This is a genomic window from Arthrobacter sp. H35-D1 (assembly GCF_030063185.1).
Taxonomy (GTDB): Bacteria; Actinomycetota; Actinomycetes; order Actinomycetales; family Micrococcaceae; genus Specibacter.
The window spans coordinates 603,106-622,351 of sequence record NZ_JASISP010000001.1 but is presented as its reverse complement, the minus strand read 5'-3'; the positions used below and the strand labels follow the sequence as shown (position 1 = coordinate 622,351).

The 19,246-nt window shown below is 62.4% G+C and carries 19 protein-coding genes; 7 read left to right on the top strand and 12 right to left on the bottom strand.

Features of this window, described 5'->3' with window-relative positions:
- The first annotated feature begins 12 nt into the window (after window positions 1-12).
- Window positions 13-1,410, top strand: coding sequence for a peptide MFS transporter (locus tag QMG25_RS02815; protein WP_502866338.1), 1,398 nt, complete (start codon window positions 13-15; stop codon window positions 1,408-1,410).
- A 103-nt stretch (window positions 1,411-1,513) separates the two neighbouring features.
- On the opposite strand, the gene QMG25_RS02810 is transcribed toward QMG25_RS02815, so the two are convergent.
- Window positions 1,514-2,110: a DUF4190 domain-containing protein gene (locus tag QMG25_RS02810; protein WP_283457098.1), complete on the bottom strand. Its 597-nt coding sequence runs from the start codon at window positions 2,108-2,110 to the stop codon at window positions 1,514-1,516.
- Window positions 2,111-2,247: 137 nt separating this feature from the next.
- Here QMG25_RS02810 and pgm point away from each other — a divergent pair, with 137 nt between their 5' ends.
- Window positions 2,248-3,891, top strand: coding sequence for a phosphoglucomutase (alpha-D-glucose-1,6-bisphosphate-dependent) (pgm, locus tag QMG25_RS02805; RefSeq protein WP_283457096.1), 1,644 nt, complete (start codon window positions 2,248-2,250; stop codon window positions 3,889-3,891).
- A 268-nt stretch (window positions 3,892-4,159) separates the two neighbouring features.
- Here the strand turns inward: pgm and QMG25_RS02800 are convergent, their stop codons facing one another.
- Entirely contained in the window at window positions 4,160-5,089 is a 930-nt protein-coding gene (locus QMG25_RS02800; protein ID WP_283457094.1) for a cation diffusion facilitator family transporter, read from the bottom strand.
- 53 nt (window positions 5,090-5,142) lie between these two features.
- Here QMG25_RS02800 and QMG25_RS02795 point away from each other — a divergent pair, with 53 nt between their 5' ends.
- Both QMG25_RS02795 and QMG25_RS02790 read left to right on the top strand, forming a co-directional pair.
- Window positions 5,143-5,454 (top strand): ArsR/SmtB family transcription factor, encoded by a 312-nt coding sequence (locus QMG25_RS02795; protein WP_283457092.1) that lies wholly within the window; start codon window positions 5,143-5,145, stop codon window positions 5,452-5,454.
- 69 nt (window positions 5,455-5,523) lie between these two features.
- On the top strand, window positions 5,524-6,846 hold the full coding sequence (locus QMG25_RS02790) for a uracil-xanthine permease family protein (RefSeq protein ID WP_283457090.1): 1,323 nt from the start codon (window positions 5,524-5,526) through the stop codon (window positions 6,844-6,846).
- 364 nt (window positions 6,847-7,210) lie between these two features.
- Here QMG25_RS02790 and QMG25_RS02785 read toward each other — a convergent pair whose 3' ends face one another.
- From QMG25_RS02785 to QMG25_RS02765, 5 genes are all read right to left on the bottom strand, one after another.
- Window positions 7,211-8,326 (bottom strand): glycerate kinase, encoded by a 1,116-nt coding sequence (locus tag QMG25_RS02785; RefSeq protein ID WP_283457088.1) that lies wholly within the window; start codon window positions 8,324-8,326, stop codon window positions 7,211-7,213.
- A 39-nt stretch (window positions 8,327-8,365) separates the two neighbouring features.
- On the bottom strand, window positions 8,366-9,148 hold the full coding sequence (locus tag QMG25_RS02780) for a glycerophosphodiester phosphodiesterase family protein (protein ID WP_283457086.1): 783 nt from the start codon (window positions 9,146-9,148) through the stop codon (window positions 8,366-8,368).
- A 25-nt stretch (window positions 9,149-9,173) separates the two neighbouring features.
- Entirely contained in the window at window positions 9,174-9,983 is an 810-nt protein-coding gene (locus QMG25_RS02775; protein ID WP_283457083.1) for an HAD-IIB family hydrolase, read from the bottom strand.
- 196 nt (window positions 9,984-10,179) lie between these two features.
- Window positions 10,180-10,719: a YbhB/YbcL family Raf kinase inhibitor-like protein gene (locus QMG25_RS02770; RefSeq protein WP_283457081.1), complete on the bottom strand. Its 540-nt coding sequence runs from the start codon at window positions 10,717-10,719 to the stop codon at window positions 10,180-10,182.
- A gap of 85 nt (window positions 10,720-10,804) precedes the next feature.
- Complete coding sequence (locus QMG25_RS02765; RefSeq protein WP_283457080.1) at window positions 10,805-11,743, bottom strand: carbohydrate kinase family protein; 939 nt, start codon at window positions 11,741-11,743, stop codon at window positions 10,805-10,807.
- A gap of 405 nt (window positions 11,744-12,148) precedes the next feature.
- Between QMG25_RS02765 and QMG25_RS02760 the strand changes: the two genes are divergently transcribed.
- Window positions 12,149-13,252 carry a GTP pyrophosphokinase gene (locus tag QMG25_RS02760; protein WP_283457369.1) on the top strand — a complete coding sequence of 368 codons (1,104 nt, stop codon included), beginning with the start codon at window positions 12,149-12,151 and terminating at the stop codon, window positions 13,250-13,252.
- Between the two features lie 61 nt (window positions 13,253-13,313).
- On the opposite strand, the gene QMG25_RS02755 is transcribed toward QMG25_RS02760, so the two are convergent.
- The 4 genes from QMG25_RS02755 to QMG25_RS02740 form a co-directional block, all read right to left on the bottom strand.
- Complete coding sequence (locus QMG25_RS02755; protein ID WP_283457079.1) at window positions 13,314-13,514, bottom strand: hypothetical protein; 201 nt, start codon at window positions 13,512-13,514, stop codon at window positions 13,314-13,316.
- Window positions 13,515-13,680: 166 nt separating this feature from the next.
- On the bottom strand, window positions 13,681-14,349 hold the full coding sequence (locus QMG25_RS02750) for a response regulator (protein ID WP_283457078.1): 669 nt from the start codon (window positions 14,347-14,349) through the stop codon (window positions 13,681-13,683).
- 401 nt (window positions 14,350-14,750) lie between these two features.
- Window positions 14,751-15,962, bottom strand: a complete 1,212-nt coding sequence (locus QMG25_RS02745) for a sensor histidine kinase (RefSeq protein ID WP_283457077.1) — start codon at window positions 15,960-15,962, stop codon at window positions 14,751-14,753.
- Between the two features lie 157 nt (window positions 15,963-16,119).
- A complete protein-coding gene (locus QMG25_RS02740; protein WP_283457076.1) occupies window positions 16,120-17,139 on the bottom strand; it encodes a proline racemase family protein in 1,020 nt (339 codons plus the stop codon).
- Between the two features lie 320 nt (window positions 17,140-17,459).
- Here QMG25_RS02740 and QMG25_RS02735 point away from each other — a divergent pair, with 320 nt between their 5' ends.
- A complete protein-coding gene (locus QMG25_RS02735) occupies window positions 17,460-17,726 on the top strand; it encodes a hypothetical protein (protein ID WP_283457075.1) in 267 nt (88 codons plus the stop codon).
- A gap of 72 nt (window positions 17,727-17,798) precedes the next feature.
- On the opposite strand, the gene QMG25_RS02730 is transcribed toward QMG25_RS02735, so the two are convergent.
- Entirely contained in the window at window positions 17,799-18,632 is an 834-nt protein-coding gene (locus tag QMG25_RS02730) for a substrate-binding domain-containing protein (protein ID WP_283457074.1), read from the bottom strand.
- 72 nt (window positions 18,633-18,704) lie between these two features.
- Between QMG25_RS02730 and QMG25_RS02725 the strand changes: the two genes are divergently transcribed.
- Window positions 18,705-19,067, top strand: coding sequence for a DUF5997 family protein (locus QMG25_RS02725; protein ID WP_283457368.1), 363 nt, complete (start codon window positions 18,705-18,707; stop codon window positions 19,065-19,067).
- Window positions 19,068-19,246 lie beyond the last annotated feature (179 nt).

The following is a 19,246-nucleotide window of genomic DNA, read 5'->3' as shown; positions in this document are numbered from 1 at the left end:
GGACAACCGAAGATGCTGCTGAACCTCTTCAGCGTTGAGCTGTGGGAACGGTTCTCGTTCTATGGCATGCAGGGCATTCTTGCCTACTACATGTACTACTCAGTCACCCGTGGAGGCCTCGGGATTGACGAGGGCACCGCCCTCGGGATTGTGGGAGCCTACGGCGGTGGCGTGTACCTTTCCACCATTTTGGGTGCCTGGGTTGCCGACCGTCTCCTGGGATCCGAGAAAGTCCTGTTCTACAGCGCCATCATGATCATGGCCGGCCACTTGTCCTTGGCGTTCCTGCCGGGTGCGGCCGGCCTGGCGACTGGCTTGATCCTCATTGGCGTGGGCTCCGATGGGCTGAAAGCCAACGCCACCTCACTGGTGGGAACCCTGTACGCGAAGGACGACGAACGGCGCGACGCCGGTTTCTCCATCTTCTACATGGGCATCAACATTGGCGGCCTGATTGGCCCGCTGGTCACCGGCTGGCTGCAAGTCACCTGGGGATTCCACGTTGGATTTGCCGCAGCCGCCGTGGGCATGGCTTTCGGCCTGCTGCAGTACGGACTGACCCGCAAGAACCTGCCCGAGGCCGCGCACCGCATCGCCAACCCACTGCCCAAGTCGGAGCGGGCCAAGTTCGCCGCCGCGGCCGTCGCAGCCGTCGCGCTGATTGCGGTGGCCGTGGCCTTCAAGCTCATCACCGCCGAGAATCTGAAGTGGATCATCGTCGCCGTCGTTGTCATTGCGACCGTCGCCTACTTTGCCGTGATCTTGGCGAACAAGACGGTGACCGGCGTCGAACGCAGCCGGGTGTATTCCTTCATGCCGCTGTTTTTGGCCAGTGCCGTCTTCTGGTCGCTTTTCCAGCAGCAATTCACCGTGATTGCGTTGTATTCGGACAAGCGTCTTGACCGAACCATCCTCGGCTGGGAAATTCCCGCCAGCTGGGTTTCCTCCATCAACCCGGTGTTCATCATCGTGCTGGCCGGCGTGTTTGCCGCGATTTGGACCAAGTGGGGAGCGCGGCAGCCCGGCACTCCGGTGAAATTCTCCGTCGCCCTGGTCGTGATGGGCCTGGCCTATCTCTCCTTCATTCCGTTTGCCGGGATGGCGGCGGTGCCCATGCTGGCGATCGTGTTCATTTTGCTGCTGTTCACAATCGCCGAACTTCTGCTGTCCCCTGTGGGGCTCTCGCTGGCCACCAAGCTGGCCCCGGACGCGTTCCAGACCCAGATGGTGGCCTTGTTCTTCCTCTCGGTGGCCCTCGGCACCGCCATGTCGGGCGTGCTGGCCCAGTGGTACAACCCCGAGCACGAGACCCCGTACTTCCTTGTGGTCGGCCTGGTCTCCATTGCCTTTGGCGTCTTGTTGTTCCTGGTCAAGAAGCCCATCAAGAAACTGATGGCCGGCGTGATCTAAGTTCTTTTCCCAAGAACGACGGCGGCACCTTACCTTTCGATTTTACCGAAAGTAAGGTGCCGCCGTCGTTTGTGGACGCATGCACGCGTTTGCGCAGGGGGGTCTACAGCCGGCTGAAGTCGCTTCCGCTGGTGCCCGCCACAGCAACAATGATGAAGATGTAAAACAGGTAGATGCCGCCCCAAACCAGCAGGGCCAGGTAGTTGGTGATAAGGCCGGTGATGGAAAACGCCTTTCCCTGCGGGCTCTCCTTTTTCAGGCCCATGTGTCCCAGCACGATCCCCACAATCTGCGGAACAATGAACCATCCCAACAAGAACAGCGAGGTCAGACCAATGATCATGCTGGCAAGGCTCATGCCCCGAGGTCCGCTATTGGGCACCACATAGCCTGGGCCGCCCTGGTAATAGGCGGGCGGCGGGTACTGCTGCTGGTACTGCGGCTGCTGGTATTGGGGCTGGCTGTACTGGGCAAGCGGCGGGTTCTGGACCTGCTGCTGGCCGTATGGGGCAGGCTGCGCGTACTGGTCTTGCAGATTCGGGTCTTGCGGGTTCCGGTACTGCTGGTTTTCTCCGCTGTTCATGTCCTTGGGCGCCGGGACGGGATACCGCGGCGGCACAACTGGGGCGTTGTAGCCGGGAGGGGTGCTCTCTGCTGGCTCTCCTGTATACGGTTGCGGCTGGTCCGGATGATTCGACACTGCTGGCTCCTGCTAAAAATTGTGCTTGGGCACGGGAAGATTGGCTTGCACTGTCTCCCATCGTAATGCAGGGCATCCGTGGTTCACAGTATGGGCGGTGGGTGCCAAATTACCCCGTGCTCTGTCATGCTGTGGTTATGGCTAGTCGCGCGGGCACAGTTGCCCTTCCCCAGGACCTTGTTGATCTTTCTGCGTTGATGGACGCTTACTACGATCTGTCCCCGGATATGGGCGATCCCGCCCAACGTGTTGCCTTCGGCACTTCCGGGCACCGTGGCAGTTCCCTGAAGTCCTCGTTCAACGAGGGACACATTGCCGCCATTACCCAGGCCATTGTGGAGTACCGGGCAGGTCAGGGCATCACGGGGCCGTTGTTTATGGGCAAGGACACGCACGCCCTGAGCGAGCCGGCGCAAAACACCGCCCTTGAGGTGCTGGCCGGCAACGGTGTTGAGGTGCTGATTGACGCCCGCCACGGCTACACGCCCACCCCTGCCGTTTCGCACGCCATCCTGTCCCACAACAAGGGCCGCACCGAGGCACTGGCCGACGGCATTGTCGTCACCCCTTCACACAATCCGCCCGGCGATGGCGGCTTCAAGTACAACCCCCCGCACGGCGGACCGGCCGACTCCGACGCCACGGGCTGGATCGCCAACCGCGCCAATGAGCTGTTGGAAGCCGGTCTGCGCGGTGTGCGCCGCGTTCAGCTGCCCGAGGCCATGGCAGCATCAACGACGGGGAAGTTTGATTTCCTCTCCGGCTATGTTGACGATCTCCCTTCGGTCCTTGACTTGGACGCCATCCGTGCTGCCGGAGTCCGCATCGGCGCAGACCCCATGGGCGGCGCCTCGGTTGATTACTGGGGAGAAATTGGCGAACGCCACAATCTTGACCTGACAGTGGTGAACCCCACGGTTGACCCGCAGTGGTCGTTCATGACCCTTGACTGGGACGAGAAGATCCGCATGGACTGCTCCTCGCCTTCGGCCATGGCCTCCCTGATTGGCAAACTGAAGGCTGGGGCGCCGTATGACATCGCCACCGGAAACGACGCCGACGCCGACCGGCACGGAATTGTCACCCCCGACGGCGGGCTGATGAACCCCAACCACTATTTGGCCGTGGCCATCCAGTACCTGTACACGCACCGTTCGCAGTGGCCTGCCACCGCCGGTGTGGGCAAGACGCTTGTCTCCTCCTCAATCATTGACAGGGTTGCTGCAGATCTTGGCCGCCAACTCGTCGAAGTGCCTGTGGGGTTCAAGTGGTTTGTGCCCGGCCTGCTCTCCGGCGAGGGAGTGTTTGGCGGGGAGGAATCCGCCGGCGCATCCTTCGTGAAGAAGGACGGCTCCGTCTGGACCACAGACAAGGACGGCATTCTGTTGGCCCTGCTGGCCTCGGAAATCACGGCAGTGACGGGTAAATCACCCTCGGCGCACTACGGGGAGTTGACAGCCCGCTTCGGGGCGCCGTCGTACGCGAGGATCGACGCCGTGGCGACGCGGGAGCAAAAAGCTGCGCTGGGAAAGCTCTCTGCTTCCGACGTCACCGCCACCACGCTGGCCGGGGAGGACATCACAGCCAAGCTGACCGAGGCGCCCGGCAACGGTGCTGCGATTGGCGGGCTCAAGGTCACCACCGAAAATGCTTGGTTCGCTGCCCGCCCCTCCGGCACGGAGGACGTATACAAGATTTACGCCGAGTCCTTCAAGGGCGACGAGCACTTGGCCCAGGTCCAGGCAGAGGCGAAGGCCCTCGTGGACGGCGTGATCTCCTAAGCGCAACGACCGGCGGTCGAGCCGCGCTCTTTTTGGCGGGAGATTCGGACACAGCCGTCTCTTTGGCAGCTAATGCGGGTGCGGACCGATTCCGGAATTCCGTTTGGCAGCTAATGCGGGTGTTTGGCAGAAGTACCCGCATTAGCTGCCAAATAGATTTGGCGAGGCCAATCCGATGCACTTTTTCAACCAAGCGAACGCGGCAGTGGCGGCAGGCGGCAGGTCCGGGACTGGGTCGGCCCATGAACACACGACGGCGGGGACCAATTTAGTGGTGGGCGCCGAGTTCGTGTTCTGCGTGGCTTGCAGTTTCCAGCTGGAACGTGGAGTGCTCAATGCTGACTTCGAAATGGCTGGCCACGCAACTTTGGAGCGCGTCGAGCATCTGTGGAACGTGACCGTCATGGAAGCAGGAATCATCGACCACCACATGGGCGGACAGGATGGGCAGGCCGGTGGCGATCTGGCTCGCGTGCAGGTCGTGGACGCCTAGCACGTGCTCAAGGCCCATGATGTGCCGGCGAACGTCGTCCAAATCGAGACCAGACGGCGTGGACTCCAACAGCACGCTGATGGTCTCGAGCAGTAGTTTCACTGTGCGTGGCAGAATCAGCACTCCGATGAGCATGGCCACCACCGCGTCGGCCTGCATCCAGCCGGTCGTTGAAATCACAATAGCCGCCACAATCACCGCCACCGACCCCAGCGCGTCGTTGACAACCTCAAGGAACGCCGCCCGCATGTTGAAGTTCTTGCTGCGTCCTCCCATCAGTACGAACATCGAAACGACGTTGCCCAGCAAACCGATCGCTCCAAAAACGATCATCTCGTTGGAGGCGATCTCCGTGGGGTTGAAGAGCCGCTGGACGCCTTCAACCAAAACGATGAGCCCGACGGCGAGAAGAATGGCGGCTTGTGCTGTTGCCGCCAGCACTTCGGCGCGCGCAAAGCCCCACGTGCGCTTGCTCGTGGCCGGGCGGACCATCAGGCGCGCGGCCAGCAGCGCCATGGCCAGCCCGCCAGCATCGGTCAGCACATGGGCCGAATCAAAAAGCAGTGCGAGCGATCCGGTCAGGATTGAACCGACCACCTGGAAGACGAAAACGACAAGCGTGATGCCCAGCGCCACGGCAATGCGGCCCTGGTGGCTTTCACCGGGGGCGCCCGCGTGGGAATGGGTGTGGATGTGACCAGACATGACTCAATAGTACATTGTTGACTGAATTCATCAACTACTGTATGATATTGAGAATGAAGCCCATTAGCAATGCAGCGGTGCTTGCCCGCTTTGGCTACGCACTCTCGGACCCCACCCGGGCCGAGATTCTCATGAAACTGGCTGCGCATCCGCAGTACCCCGGGGAACTTGCAACCGAGCTGGGCGTCTCCCGCCAGAGCATGTCCAACCACCTCTCCTGCCTGCGCGAATGCGGCTTGGCCATTGCGGTCCCCGAGGGCCGCCGGTCCCGGTATGAGCTGGCCCATCCGGACTTGGCCCACGCACTCAACGACCTTCTCGGCGTCGTGCTTCTGGCCAGTGAAGGCCACGTGCCGCACCCGTAGGCCCGCGTGCTCCTATATTCTTATCCGCGGACCACATTCAGGTTTCGGGCAAGAGCGGGAGAGAAATAGATGAATTTGCTGGGCACAAAATGGACTGTTCACGGGGATGGCAGAACCATCACCCCCGGGCAGGTGGTCACCCCGGACGAGCGGCTGAGCTGGCCGCGCACCATTGGCATAGGCCTGCAGCACGTGGTCGCCATGTTCGGGGCCACGTTCCTGGTGCCCCTGATCACCGGCATGCCGCCGGCGACCACGTTGTTCTTTTCCGGCATCGGCACCTTGTTCTTTCTAATCCTGACCCGGGGGCGCGTGCCCAGCTACCTTGGCTCAAGCTTCGCGTTCATCGCCCCGATCATGGCCTCACAGCAGCAGTTCGGCGTGGCCGGGGCCCTCGGCGGCGTGGTGGTGGCCGGTGTGACACTCGCTGTTCTGGGCTTGATTGTGCAAAAGTTTGGCGCGGACTGGATCAACCGGCTCATGCCCGCACCCGTCACGGGAACCATCGTGGCCCTGATCGGCCTGAACCTGGCACCGGCGGCGCGCAGCAACTTTGAAAAAGCGCCCATCACGGCGCTGGCAACACTGCTGGTGATCATCCTTGTCAGCGTGCTGTTCCGCGGTATCTTGGGCCGCCTCGCCATCCTGGTGGGCGTGCTTGCGGGCTACGGTGTGGCTGTGCTGCGGCATGAGGTGGACTTCTCGCAGGTCAACGATGCCGCCTGGATCGGCCTGCCACACTTCCAGACCCCCACCTTCCATCTGGCCGTTCTTGGCCTCTTTATCCCCGTGGTGCTGGTGCTGGTTGCCGAGAACATTGGCCACGTGAAATCGGTGGCACTCATGACGGGCGAGGACCTTGATCCGTACGCCGGCCGTGCCATCATTGCCGACGGTGTGGCCACCACCCTGGCCGGTTTTGGTGGCGGTTCCGGCACCACCACCTATGCGGAGAACATTGGCGTCATGGCCGCCACCAAGGTCTACTCCACGGCCGCGTACTGGGTGGCCGGCATGGCAGCACTGCTGCTGAGCTTCTCGCCCAAGTTTGGCGAGCTCATCGCCACGGTGCCCGTGGGCGTGCTGGGAGGTGCGGCAACCCTGCTCTACGGCATGATTGGTGTGCTCGGCGTGCGGATCTGGGTACAGAACAAGGTCAGCTTCTCCAACAACATCAATCTGACAACCGCCGCCGTGGCACTTATTGTCGGCATCGGCAACTTCACGTGGACCACGGGAAACCTCACCTTTGAGGGTATTGCGCTGGGCACTGCGGCCGCGCTGATTGTCTACCACGGCATGAGTGCGCTGGCTAAGTGGCGCGGCACCGCCCCGAATCCGCTGGACCCCGAAACTGCGCAACCGGAACCGCACCTGAGCAAGGCCAGTTAGTCCCCACCGGCCGGCCGGATAAATCGCTGGCGCGATTTCCCCGGAACCTGGCCGGCGTGGGCCCAACCACTCTTTCATCTAGCTTGCAGCGGGCCCCTCGGGCGCGTGGGCCCAATATCAATCACACCCACCAAACCCCTGGCCGGCGTGGGCCCAACCACTCTTTCATCTAGCTTGCAGCGGGCCCCTCGGGCGCGTGGGCCCAATATCAATTACACCCACCAAACCCCTGGCCGGCGTGGGCCCAACCACTCTTTCATCTAGCTTGCAGCGGGCCCCTCGGGCGCGTGGGCCCAATATCAATCACACCCACCAAACCCCTGGCCGGCGTGGGCCCAACGCCGCAGCTGGAGGGGCTCGGGGGCTAGATGCCGTTGAGGGCTTCGGAAGTCGCCAACGTTGTGTACTTGGCGGCGTCGGCCAAGGCGGCCTCACCCGATCCGGCCACATCGGTTGCGCTGACGGCAGACACAACGCCGTGCTCGGCCAATTGTTCGGCTGTCACCGTGATCCGTCCGGCCACCACAACCACGGGGATGCCCCGCTCGTGGGCGGCGTCGGCGACTCCCAGTGGGCCCTTGCCGGACAGCGATTGCACATCCAGCGAACCTTCGCCGGTGATGACAAGGTCTGCATCGTCCAGGTGGGTGTCCAGGTCGATCAGAGCAGCCACAAGATCGAACCCGCGCTCAACAGTGGCGTCGGCGCAAGCCACAAACATGGACGGGAATCCGCCAGCAGCTCCTGCGCCCGCAATATTGATGTCGATCCCCATGGATGACTGCACCACTGCCGCAAGGTTGCGGAGCCCGGCGTCGAGCAACTCGACGGCCTGTGCGTCGGCCCCCTTCTGCGGGCCAAAAACGTGGGCCGCACCGTTGGGACCGTGGAGCGGATTGTCCACATCAACTGCCATCCGGACCTTCACAGCTGCCAGTCGCGGGTCAAGCCCGGCGGTGTCCACTGACACCACGTCCACGAGGGAACCGCCACCCAAGGGAACTAGGTTCCCGTTGGCGTCGTGCAGTTTGAGCCCCAGGGCACGCAAGGCGCCCGTTCCGCCGTCGGTCATGGCGGATCCGCCCAGACCGATGATGATTTCAACGGCCCCGGCGTCCAGCGCAGCGGCCACCAATTGTCCCGAGCCATAGGAGTGGGCCCGCAGGGAATTCTCCACGGTCGGTTCGCTCAGCAGATATCCGCTGGCCTGGGCGGTTTCAATGACAGCGACTTTGCTGTCTTCCCTGAAACCCCACACGGCGCCAACCGGCTTCAGGATGGGACCGACCACCGAGTCCAACCGCTCTGAAAAACCGGCAGCCACGGCGGCCTCAACCGTCCCCTCCCCGCCGTCGGCAATGGGAAGGGCCGTCACCACGGCATCGGGATAAACCCGCAAGGCACCCTCTGCCATGGCGGCAGCGGCCTCCGGACCAGTCAGGGTTCCCTTGAATTTATCGGGGGCTATCAGGATTCGCATAGGTCCATCCTCCCATCGCCCGGCAACTGGGATGAATCATTACGCCCAATAGCCGCGCTGGCGCATCACTTCGGCCAAAACATCGGCCCTGTCCGTCATGATCCCGTCCACCCCCAGGTCGAAAAGTTCGTGCATTTGCGCCGAATCATTGATGGTCCAGACATGGACTTTCAGCCCCAACCCATGCGCGCAGCGCACCTTTGCCGCAGTGACAAGAGCCAAGCCCTTGAAGCTGCGCGGGATCTGCAGCACATCCACAGTACGCATCATGGACCGAATGAATGCCTTTGGTAGCCATGGACTGAACAAAAAATATGTCACCAAAAGCCACTGGCCCGGTGAACTGGCCACCGGGCGGCTCAACTGCGCCAGCACCTGGCGGCGCCGCCTTTCCGAAAACGACGCGACGCAAACCCGCTCGTGCAGGCCAAGTTCCTCGATGGCGTCCACCAGCGGCGCCACGGATCCGGCATCCTTCACGTCGATGTTGAAGCGCGTCGTGGGCAGCGCTGCAAAGAATTCGTTGAGCGTGACAATTGGTTCCCGACCGCCAATGCGCGCTTGGCACACCACGGAGTACGGCAGCTCGGAGATGGTTCCGTCTTGATCCGTGGTGCGGCCAAGGGTGGGATCGTGGAAGACCACGGCAACGCCGTCGGAGGTGGTGTTGATATCAGTTTCAACATATTTGTAGCCCAGCTCGCTTGCTGCCTTGAACGCGGCCAAGGAGTTTTCCAAGCCCCCCTGGGAAAACCCCCTATGGGAAATGGCCAGCGGCTGGGGGCCGGCCAGATAGGGTTTGGGGGCTTTGGACTGCGCCATCATTGCCCCCTTGATCGACTGGAACTCATGCCAGGTGCAGCGCTGCAAGGCGGGATTCGATGACCTGAGCCACGCCGTCGAACTCAAAGCGCGGCGCCTGCAGGGCAGCGGCCGCAAGCGCATCGGGGTGTCCGCTGGCCATGGCATACCCCGCACCGGCCCAGCCAAGCATTTCAATATCATTGGGCATGTCGCCAAAGGCAACAACGTCCGCAGCGTCAATACTCCGTGCTGCGGCGTATTGTGCCAGCGTGACGGCCTTGTTCACGCCATGCGGGCCCATCTCCAGCAGGGCCACGTCCGGTGCCGAGTGGGTCACCCCAACCATGGAGCCCACACTCGGGGTGACAAGTTCAAGGAATTCGTCGGCGTTTCCGGAGTGGAGCACGGCAAGTATTTTCACAATCCCGCCATCGGCCATGTCCGGAGTCAGCACGGAGGGCACAATGCCGGCGGCACCGGCAGGGGCTCGAGTGCCGTAGAAGCCCCTTTCAACGTGGAACCCGCTGAGCGATTCCAGCGCAAAGTACGGTTGCGGGGCGATTTCGGTGATGATCCGACGGACTTGGTGCACCGTGTCCCAGCTGAGCACATGGGAATCAAGCACTTTTTCGCGCCCGAGATCGTAGCTCACGGCGCCATTGGAGCAAATGACGGTGCCTGTATGGCCGATCTGCTCACGAATGGGATCAAGCCAGCGCGGTGGCCGACCAGTCACAAACACAATGCCAATGCCTGCTTCCGCGGCAGCAGCAAACGCCTCCACGGTGCGGGTGCTGATCTTTCCATCATGGCCCAGAATGGTTCCGTCAATATCACTGGCAATTAAACGCATACCCAAGGCTATCCAACTTCGCGCTGCCGCGGGCCGAGACCGCGCCTGCAGCGCTCAACCGCCCCTGCAGCGCTCAACCGCCCCTGCCCCGCGAAACCGCAGCCGGGCAACAGCGGTTTCGCGGGGCAGGCGCTGGCATGCGGGCGAGGGGCGGTTTCGTGGTCCCGCAGGGGAGCCAAGGGACCCTCACGTCCGGCTAAACCTCGAACAGGCCCGTCAGCCGCGCCCTGGCCAGGGTGTGGAAGTGCAGGTTGAAGCCCAAGGTGGCCACAGTCGCATCGGCTTCCAGGCCCAGGGACTGCACATCCACCGCATGGACCACCACCATGTACCTGTGCGGGCCATGCCCGGCCGGAGGCGCCGATCCCATGTAGCCGGGGAGCCCCGCGTCGTTCTTCAGGGCCAGTGACCCGGCTGGCAAGGCGGACTCCCCAGCAGCAGCCGGGGTCCCGGCACCCTCGGCCAGCGACGTCACCGAAACAGGCAAGTCTGCCACCGCCCAATGCCAATATCCGCTGGCGGTGGGCGCATCCGGGTCAAACATCGTCACGGCAAAACTGCGCGTTCCTGCGGGGAACCCTGACCAGGTCAACTGCGGGGACAGATCGAGTCCGCCGGGATGCGCTTCGGAGTGGACTTGAGCCGGAGCGAAAACGGCCCCGTCGATGAACGACTCGCTGGTCACCGCGAACTCGGGAACGGGCTCCAGAAACGAATAAGGGTCATAGTTGAACATGGCATCGCCTTTCACTGGGTGGGTCTTGTCACTGCACAGCTCTGGTTTCGGGGCAGGCCTGTGCAGCGTCGGTCTTGTAACGGGCTTAGTCGTGCAATTCGGCGCGGGTGGGCGGGTTGGCCCCGGCGCGGGACACTGTAATGGCTGCTGCCCGGGCGGCGTAGCCGATCACGTCCGCCAGGGTGGAGGTGCTCATGGCACGCAGCTCGGCACGGCGTTGGGCGCCGTCCAGCTCCCTGTCCACCAACGTGGACAGCAGCGCCGCCATGAAGGAATCCCCCGCCCCCACGGTGTCCGCCACTTTGACCGGAGGCGCAGCGCAGGACGCCTCGCCTGCCGCGCACACCGCCCAAGGCCCCGCACTCCCCTGCGTCAGAACTACGACGGCGGGACCTTCAGCCCCGCCGAGTCCAAGCCACTTGCGGGCCGATTCCTTCGGGTCCACCCCGGGATAGAGCCACGCAAGATCCTCATCCGAGGCCTTGACGACGTCGGCCAGTGCCACGAACTTTTCTGCCTGCGACCGCGCAAGGTCGACGTCGGTAATGATGCTGGGGCGGCAGTTGGGATCGTAGCTGATGATGGCCCGCGGGTGCGCCTCAATGACTGCGGCCAAGACTTGCTCGGCCCCGGGAGCCAGCATCGTGGCAATGGATCCTGTGTGGAGCAGAGTGGTTGCCGCGACCATAAAATTTGCTGCACCGTTGCCGGGGCCCAGATCGGGCAGCGACCAGTCCAAGTCAAACTCATAAAGTGCCGCTCCGTCGGAATCCAGCATGGCCCGTGCCACGGAGGTTGGTTGCGAGTCCGGCGGCATCGGCACCATGACGTCGTTGCTGCGCAGGTGCCCGGCGACCATGTCGCCATAAGCGTCCCGGCCGAACCTGCCAAGGAACTGCACGGGGTGCCCCAACCGCGCCAACCCCACTGCTACGTTCATGGGACTGCCGCCCACGTGCGGAACGGGGACCTTGCCTGGAAGCACCACTTCATCGATCAAGGCCTCGCCAATAACAGTCAACATGGCACCAGCCTACGGGGTGGCGGCAAGGGAAGCAGGGCGACGGAGTGGGGGGCGGGGAACCCCCAGCCTGTGTCTTGCGCGAAGAAGCCCCATCGCCTGTGGCGCTGGTCGCTTGGGCCTGGAGGGGTTATGCACAACCTGCACGGTGACTGACGCCCAGCTCCTCCCCCACGCAGTCAAGGCTCCCCGTTCATGACGAAGATTTGGCCACAAGTAGCGATGGTTGCCGCTGTCACTCTGCCCCAGGTCGGCATCGGTGCACTCTCCCCGGACCCGACTGCCCCGCGAAAGGTTTCCGTGCATTCGCCGTCAACTACAGTTCCGTCGCTGCCGGACCGGCGTATTTTCTTGGTTTGCGGCGCTTCGGCTCGCGTGCCGCCCACCCGGGAGTTTAGGCTCAAGGGCATGGGTACCAATTGGGATCGACTTGATGAATCGCTAAGGCCTGCCGTCAGCGCCTCAGTGGCCGACTATGAACGGACCTTGCCGGCGCTGGCGAAAGTCACGGCAGAAATGGAATCGCTTGTCTACGAGGTCCTGACCGAGGCGGAAGACAAGCCGCTCTTTGTCACGAGCCGCACCAAGTCCTTGGAGTCGTTCCGCGAAAAGGCCTCCCGCATGGTGTCCGAGCCGGATACAGCCCCCGCCTTGCAGTTCCCCGATCCGCTAAGAAACCTCACCGACATGGTGGGCGTCCGCGTCATCACCACCCTGCCCGGAGAAAACGCCCAGGCCGCCAACCTGATCAAGCGTCAACGGAGCATTTTCGACTGCCGCGGAGACACGGAAAAGGACATCGGCTCCATCGAATCCGGCACCTACGGGTATTCAAGCCGGCATTTGATCCTGCGCACCATCCAAAGCGATGTTGTGCGCAGCTACCAGGAACTTCTTGACCCTGAAGCCAAGGCCAATGGCAGCTATTTCTTTGAGGGCCAGATCCGCACCATTTTTGCGCACGCCTGGAGCGAGATTGAGCATGACATTCGTTTTAAATCCCAGGACCCGCGAGCGTGGAGCCCATACTTTGACCGGCAGTTCACTGCCACTGCGGCGATGCTTGAAACCGTGGAGTCGGCGTTTTCCGAACTGCACGACAGATATGAGACCGTCACCAGCTATTGGGATGCCGACGGCGAGGGGAACGTTTCGCTGACCCCCAACCGCATCAAGGCGGTGTGGCAGACGCTGCTGCCGCATGTCGACAGGAAGTCCGACGACGACTGGGGCTGGGCTGCCGAGCTGGTTGCCGCACACGGGCTGGGCAAGACAGTGGATCTCGCGGCATTGCTGCAGCCGGAGATCATCTCAAACGTAAGGAAGGCACTGGACCACAGGTACTCCCCCGGCCCGGACAGGCTGCTCGATGACCTGCTCCTGTGGCAGTTTGGCCAGAGCCACATTGACTTGACTGCAGAGGAGGCCTCGACGGAGCAGACGCCCCGCCGGGACAGTCTAGTACGCCGCCACCAGCAGATGCAGCGCTACCGCAAGGCGCAGGGAATCTAAACAGCTTCCCTGCGACCCACGGCAGCATCATTAGGACTTGCAAGCATCCGCTACCGGCGGTTTAGCACCAGCGGAACCCGAACAAGTAGCACGGAAGCGTCCCAAAGCCATAGGTGCTGGCCACGGGGCCCTGCATGATCGAAGTAGTACTGGTGCTGCTTGTATCGTTGGTGCCAGCCTGGGCCGGGGACAGGCCGGGGGCCAAGAGAAGACTCGCGGCCAGAACTGTTGCTGCACCTACGGAAACAAGGGGTGATTTCACGAAAAGGGCCTTCCTAAAGGGGTTTCGCCATCACGATGGCATGGATAAACCAAGCATAGGGCGTCTTTGGCTCTCGGCATACACCAAAAGGACAGTCACCCCCTGTCCTTTTGGACAGTCTTTTTCGCAATTCAGTCTACTTGTTCGCCCAAGCAGTTCCGTGGCGTCAGTCGACAACGCCTGTGCGGAGCGCAGTGATGACCAGTTGCAGGCGGTCCCGGGCGGAAAATTTCCTGCCCAAGCGAACCAAATGGTATTTGACCGTTGACTCCGACAAGTACAGTGCCGAGGCGATTTCGCTGTTGCTCCGGCCTTCGCACAGCAGCTTGAGCACGTCCTCTTCCCTGTCCGAAAGCTCAACTCCGGCAGCCTGGCGCACCTCCGGGAGAGTTTTTCGGATGTCGTCAACAAGCACATGGGTGACGGCCGGGTCGATGGGGCAGTCTCCGGCGTGGACCTCACGGACCGCTGTGACGATTCGCTCGGGCTCGGCGTCCTTCACCACATATCCGCTGGCACCTGCAATCAGGGCCGCCTTGAGGTAAATGTCGGAGATATGGCCTGTGACAACAAGAATTCGGATCTCTGGCATGTCTGCCACGATCTGCCGAATGGCAGTGATGCCGTCCATGACGGGCATTTGAATGTCGATCAACATGACCTGGGGACGGATTTCGTGGGCCAAGCGAACGGCGTCAGCGCCATTCTCGCCTTCAGCCACCACCATGATGTCCGGCACCTGCGAAAGGTAGGTTCGCAACGCGCCTCGGACGAATTTTTCATCGTCGACGATGACCACGTCAATTGTTTCAGTTGTTGTCACATTGGCATTCATGGTGACAGTCTACGTACAGGAATTCATGCCGCCAGCAATTGCCAGGCTGGCACCGTAAAGCGTCTCCCGGGGTTTCAGTGGGCTGGTGTGGGAAAGGAGCCTGAGGGCCAAATGCCGGCGGGCTTGGTCTTGGGCTGCTTCGCCGAGGCGGCGGCACCAAGCAGTTGCAGTTCATTCATGGCGTTCTCCTAGAGTCTGGGCGAGTCATCAGCACGGCCGTTCTGACGTGCCAGCGCGGTAGCTGTGCACCGCGTCTTTTTGACGCTACGCAGCCAGTTCAGCATCGGCAATATCATCGGCAAGAGTCTGACCAATGGGACCATGGAAAGCACCGCAAAATGACGAAGACTGCCCAATGGGACAGTGGCGTGCTCGGCGGCGGCACACGCAGCCGACGATCCCTAGTGGAGGGTTTGCCGCCCCTTGAACGGAAGGACCGCCTGCAGGGTCCACCATCCGTCCACCGGACCGGTGTCTATGGTGCCACCCAGCCGGGACACCCGTTCCCGCAAACCCACCAGTCCAGTGCCTGACACAGGCAGACGTGGTTTCCCAGAGGTCGTGAGATTGCGAATAACCACTTCAATCTGATGGCCCCTGGCATCCATGGAGATCTCACATTCGCTGTTTCCGCCAGTGTGCTTCACTACATTGGTGGCACCTTCCTGCAAAATCCGCTCCACCGTGGATCGGAGGCCGTTCGGCGTCGCGTCCAGATCTCCCGACGTAGCGACCCGGGTGGGAACGCCCAAGTTGTTGAGCCGTTTTTGGGCATCTCCCACACTCTGGGCCAGGTCGATGCACGCAGAACTGGGCGAGACGCTGGTTTCCAGTTCGGCTTTGTCCGCACCGGGTTCGTCCGCACGCATGGTTTGGAGCAGCCGCCGCAAGTCGTCGAGCGATCGTCTGGCCATTGAGCCAATTTCCGACAGTGCGTGCTGTTTCGCCTGGGCGTCCTGGGAGAGTGTGCCCAGGTTCGCCTGCACGGCAATCATTGTCAGCCCATGCGTCACCACATCATGCAACTCCCTGGCCAGTTCGGCGCGCTCCTCCAGTGCGGCTTTGGCAGCTGCTTCCGCCGCAGCCTTCCGAGCACGCTCCGTCTGAAGGTTCACCTCTCGCAGCAATTTCACGGCAAGTCCCGGGGCGGCCAGCAACAAAGTCACTGGAACGTAAGCCCACAATTGAGCTGCCCCCAGCATGGAGATGAAAGGCACCCATATAAGCTGCCAGAGCAGAAGGCTCGCTACCATCACCAGGAACCCGCGGGTGGAGACGCGATAGCCAGCAACCGCAATAGCGGCGAACGCCAGCGGCAAGGCACCGCCCGGTTCGGAGTTCAGAAACAGTATTGCCAGCATCAACACAAAGGCGATGACCGTGAAGCGTGGCCAAAACGCCAGTGTCATCCACACGGTCCAGTACGCCAGAGAGACAGCCAGACCCCACCACGGGATCTCCCCGTCCGGGACAGCCTGAATGAACACACGCACATCATCGAACGCCGACACCGTCACGAAGACGGCCAACACGAAGGAAAGCCACGAAGGTATGGGCGAGCTGCCAACCTTCAGGGCGTCGGCAAATGTGAAGGACGTGTCGAGGCGTCGCATCTGTCCACGCATCCTAGAACAGCCGCTTCGAAGCCGACAGGGCATGAGCACCGATGCAGTCGGCGATGTGCGGAGCAGGCGTGGGCCGGCTGAAATCAGTCATGGGCCAATCGTGCCAGCTTTCGCCACATACTGTGCAACGATTCACATGCGCCGATCAACGCAGCACAAACCCCAGGCCCAATTCGTCGTCGGCGTCCAGCGTGAATTTTCCTTCCCCGACTGGAAACGCACGCCCGCTGACCTCCACCACCAGGCCGCCGTCGGGGCCGGTGACCCGGTCAACAACGCGGGCGGTGAAGTGGGAGTCAATTATTGAATAGTGGTCCAACACTTCACCTTCGGCCAGCTCCCCGGAATCGCTGAGCAGCGCAACACGGGCCGCCGTGCCGGAGCCGCTGGGAGACCTGTCCACCTGTCCATCCGCAAAAACACTGACATTGCGCTGCGCCAGCCCTGCTCCCTTTTGCTTCATCGGCTCGTGGAATATGGTGCCAAACACGCCCTCAAGCCGGGTGTCCGCCGGATGGTGAGCGGCCGAATGGTTCACCAGCCCCGCAGCCACCTGGTGGCCTGCCGCCACCACTTTTGCCAAGTTAGACGGCGTGACCTCGAGGCCCGCCGATGCGGCCGGGAGCGAGGCGTACAGCGCCCCGCTCCAGGCCAGATCCACCCGCAGTCGGCCAAAGTCGGCGGTTTTGACCTCAATGTCGCGGTCCACCACATAGGAGGGAACATTGTGGAAAGCGACGTCGCCAACCTTCCCGTCGATCATTCTAACGCGGGCTGTCACGCGGCCTGAGGGTGCATCAATGACAACGTCGGTCTCGCCGTCGTCCGGGGCCCTGACCAAACCACTGCGCACGGCCCACGTCCCCAGCGCCATGGTTCCGTGGCCGCAGACGGTGGAGAATCCCTCACGATGCCAGAACAACGCCCCAAAGTGGGCTCCGGGGTCATTGGGCGGGACAACAAATCCGCCGTACATGTCGGCATGCCCGCGCGGCTCGTTGACAAGAAGTTTGCGGATATTGTCTGCGTCCCCTACTTTCGCGTGCTCTCGCCGTTCAATCGCCGTTGATCCTTCAATGAGGAAGGGAAGAGCCGGCACAATCCGGAACGGCTCCCCGCCCGCGTGATAGTCAAAGGTCTCAATTTCCCACAGTGCAGCTTTCACGAAACGTCTCTCCTTTGAGCTGTCAAACCTTTGCTTGGGCGAACCCTGAGCCGTTGTTTGTCACAATGGCACGGCGAATTTGGCCTGTCAACGATTGCTGCCGATCCGTTATGCGGCATGATGCGGCAGGGGCAGTGCCGGCAAGGGCAGTGCCGGCATGGGGAGGGCTACATGGGGAGCTCGCCCCATCGACGGTGGTGGCGGGATCGGGATAGATTCATATCAATCGCTTGGCCGGAACCCTCCGGACACGGTGAAACAAAAAAGCGGGATGGCCCGCAAATTTTGAACAAGCAAATTTCTAGCAAAGGATGTGCATCATGGCCGGTATGCTCGGTAACGATCCCCAGGACATGGCCGATTTGGCCTCCAAGCTTGGCAACGCGATTGACCAGATCACCCAGGTCATGGGGACCTTGGACGGCAAGGCCCAGTCGGTTCGCTGGGAAGGCCCCGACGCGACCCGCTTCAAGGGTACGCAGTGGCCCACCTCCAAGAAGTCGCTGTCCCGCGTCATCGCCGACCTGGGCGATGTGAAGACCATTGTGAACAAGCAGAAGCAGCAGCAGATGGACGCTTCCAAGTAATTCACCACCAAATGCCGGTTTCCGCCCGAGGGCGGAAACCGGCATTTTTTGTTCTCTGTCAGCGACGCATGGTTAGCGGCGCCCGCGTTTTTGCGCCCTCGCCTTGCCACCAGGCCGGCCACCGCCGCGCAGGTTGGGCCCGCCAGACTTGCTGGCGCCCGACTTCCCCGTTCCCGACTTGCCGCCGGTCGCCTGGCCGCGTGCCGACGTCGTGCTTTTGTCAGCCTTGGAGCCTTTCTTGGGGGTCGCATCCTGTTTGGCCTGCACCGAGGGCTGCCGGGAGCTTTGCGCGCTGCGTCCGCGCACCACGCCGATGAACTCCTGGATGACGGCCTCGTCTTCCTCGGGCAGCGGCAACTTCGAATCCGGCCACGCCAGGCCAATGCCGGAGTCGGGGACGCCATGCAGCAGCCGTGAGCGCAGGGTCTTGCGGCTGAGCTGCCGGGCCACCGACATGGGCAGGATCAGGATGCCCAGTCCGGCCTCGACAAGGTCAAGGGCTTCGTCGATGCTGGTCATGGGAGGCAGCGGCTTGCGTGTGCCGGCGGCTATTTCGGAGGAGATGTCCCGCCAGGCGGGAAAGTCGTCGGGGTCTGCCAGCAAGTACTCGTCGGCCAGATCGGCCACGTCCAGCTCGTCGAAGGCGGCAATCGGATGATCCTTGGGCGCCACGACAACCGAGAGCTCTTCGTAGAGCGGAATCACGTGCAACCCGGACTTGTCCACGGGCAGACGGACAAACGCCATGTCCGCCTCGCCGGCGCGCACGGCCTCCAGCTGCCGCTCCTGCGGCACGGGATTGGACACGAGCGGGACGTCCGGCATGCGCTCCTGCCAGCGGTGGATCCACTTTCCGGGGGTCACGCCCGGGACAAAGGTCACTGTTAATTCGCGGGATTCAAGCACTTGTTTACCCTAACGCACTGCACCGCCACCGGTACCCTTGAGAGTATGAGCATTAAACCTTCCTCCCAAGCCATGAAATCCGCCACCGCGGCCAAGAAGTTGGGCATCCACCTGCCCGCTGCCCCCGCCGAATTCCAAGAAAACGCGCTGAGCCGGGAGGAATTCAAGGATTTGCAGGAGAACCCGCCGGAGTGGTTGGCCGAGCTGCGCCGCAATGGCCCCCACCCTCGCCCTGTCATTGCGCAAAAACTCAATATCTCCATTGGCGGACTGAACCGTTCAAACATCACCGAGGCATTGACGACGGCGGACATCACCGCGCTGCTGCAGGCTCCCCCCGCGTGGTTGGTCGAGGAACGCGCCGTCCAGGCGAAGGCCCGTGCCGAAGCCAAGCTGGCCAAGGACCGCCAGGCGGAGCGACGCCCCAAGAGTTAGGACCGCAGCAACCCCGTCGGGGGGGCCAGGGTGCGGGGGGGGGGGATTGTATAAGCCCCCCCCCCCCAGGGACGCCCGCGGGGGTGTAAGATGGGGTGAAAGGTTTGAGGCCACCACACGGACCCTGGGTCACATCCCCACACGCCCCCCACCCCCACGCGGGAAACACACAACCCTAT